Genomic DNA, 2092 nt, shown 5'->3' on the forward strand with positions numbered 1-2092 from the left:
CGATCCCGGCGTCCCGGCAGGCCCGGGCTACGCGGACAGCGATTTCGCCACGATTGGCGATGAGCACCTTGCGCACGATTGAGGCTCCCTCCTTGAAACAAGCCGAGTTTAGGGACTGCCGACACGGCGCATCGACCCGTCCCCAGTGGTGAGCTTGCCCACACGGAGCGTGATGCGAGGCTCGCTCGACCCGCGAAATCCCTTGTCGCACCTCGGTACGCAGGACTCCTCGTGGAAACCCTAGCTCTCCGGTGTGGGCAAGGTCTCTGTGAGAGCGTGCCGCGCGCCACGCCGTTTCTTTGTGGAGTCCCTACGAATGGCCCAATGATTCTTTGCCCCCAACCCAACCCTTGTCCCGCGGTTTACCCGTTAGTAGCGTTCGGGTTGTCTCGAACGTACTTGAGGTAACAAGGCTCTTGATCGAGCGCTAGTCGGAAGTGGGTGGGGCCGGTGGTGCGCAGGCCGGTGGCATGGATCTTGGCGCTCGTCCTCTTCGTGGAGGCGCTCGGAGTGGCCGCGCTGAACTGGTTCCTGGGGATCGTCGTCGACCGTCAGGACATGTCCCTGGCCGGCCTCGACCCGGACGCGATGTCCGTCTCCTCGAAGGTCGGCGGCATAGTCTTCGGCCTCTACTTCGCCCTGTGCGGAGTGGTCGCCCTGCTCGTCGCCCTGCGCGACCGGGCCCCGGCCGGCTTCGGCCGCATCCTGCTGATCAGTGTGGCCGTGGTGCACGGCCTGCTGGGCGCGTTCGCGTGGGGCCTGGTGGGCCCGGGAGCGTTCGTGACCATGGTGGTGGTGCTCGGCCTGGTCGTCCTGCTCCTGATGACGTACGACCGCCTAGAAGGACCGTCCGAGGGCGGTGCCGGGCAGAGCGTGGACAAGGGCGGCGAGAGCGAGGGCCCGGGGCCTATCGCGCCGCCGGCCGCCCCCAGTCCCTCCTGATCATCCCTCTCGGGGCGTCCACAACTCCGTGATGCCGACGCCCAGTTCGGCCAGCAGGCGGCGAACCAGCGGCAGGCTGATGCCGATTACGTTGCCGTGGTCGCCGTCGATGCCCTCGATGAACGGTGCGGAGCGGCCGTCGAGGGTGAACGCGCCGGCGACGTAAAGGGGTTCGCCCGAGGCGACGTACGCGGCGATCTCGGCGTCGGTCGGCTCGCCGAAGCGGACGACGGTGGACGCGGTCGCCGAGACGTACCGGCCGCTCGTCGTGTCGTAGACGCAATGGCCGGTCTGGAGCGTCCCGGCCCGCCCGCGCATCGACTTCCAGCGGGCGGTGGCCTCCTCGGCGTCGGCGGGCTTGCCGAGGGCCTCGCCGTCCAGGTCGAGCACGGAGTCGCAGCCGATCACCAGGGCGCCCTTGACCTCGGGCTTCGCGGCGACGACGGAGGCCTTGGCTTCGGCGAGTGCGAGGGCGAGTTCGGCCGGGGCGGGGGCGCTGACGGCTTCCTCGTCGACCCCGCTCACGATCACCTCGGGGTCCAGTCCGGCCTGGCGCAGCAGGCCCAGCCGGGCGGGGGACTGGGAGGCGAGCACGAGTCGGCGGCGCGGCTGATCTGTCATGCGTTCAGGGTATCGGCGCGGATTCGCCGCGCCGGCCTCAGCCGGAGAGCCCGAGCACGATCATCGCCAGCACCATCGCCAGCGCCATGAGGATTCCGAGCCGCCGCAACATGACCTCCGTCTCCCGGAGGTCTTTGGGAGGCTTGTCATCGGGGTCGGACCACAACATGCTTCCGAGCTTGCGGTGGTTTGGGGCGGGGCGCCTGAGTACGGGTACTCAACTTCCCCGGGTTCCTTTCGATTTCCTTTCGATGGCTCCAAAAGGGTCCACGGTTCCGTTAAGGTAATGGGACTGTGGTTCCTTTTGGAGAGGTGTGTCATGTTCACTGCTGCCTGGACCGCGTCACCCCAGCTCCCGAGCGAGGGCTTCACGCCGAACTGGTCCCGTGAGGGCTTCTGGCGTCAGTCCGTGCGGCAGGTCGTGCGGTTGACGGCGGGTGGGGCGAGGGTGCGGGTGCGGTTCTCCAATGCGTACGGGAACTCGCCCGTGCGGATTGCCTCCGGCTCGGTGGGCGGCTCTGTGGGGCGC

At 68.2% G+C, this 2092-nt stretch carries 4 protein-coding genes; 1 reads left to right on the forward strand and 3 read right to left on the reverse strand.

Going from position 1 to position 2092, the window contains the following annotated elements; genetic code table 11:
- On the reverse strand, positions 1-76 hold a 76-nt coding region (locus tag AC31A1_RS50595; RefSeq protein ID WP_366573376.1), incomplete at its 3' end, for a biotin carboxylase N-terminal domain-containing protein.
- A gap of 389 nt (positions 77-465) precedes the next feature.
- Between AC31A1_RS50595 and AC31A1_RS50600 the strand changes: the two genes are divergently transcribed.
- The gene (locus AC31A1_RS50600; protein WP_393761785.1) at positions 466-942 is read left to right on the forward strand and encodes a hypothetical protein; all 477 of its coding nucleotides are present in this window, start codon (positions 466-468) and stop codon (positions 940-942) included.
- Here the strand turns inward: AC31A1_RS50600 and AC31A1_RS50605 are convergent, their stop codons facing one another.
- Entirely contained in the window at positions 943-1563 is a 621-nt protein-coding gene (locus AC31A1_RS50605) for a Maf family protein (RefSeq protein ID WP_489659782.1), read from the reverse strand.
- Positions 1564-1600: 37 nt separating this feature from the next.
- Entirely contained in the window at positions 1601-1732 is a 132-nt protein-coding gene (gene mmpB / locus AC31A1_RS50610; protein ID WP_489659783.1) for a morphogenic membrane protein MmpB, read from the reverse strand.
- Positions 1733-2092 lie beyond the last annotated feature (360 nt).

It is taken from the genome of Streptomyces sp. P5F9 (assembly GCF_057961495.1).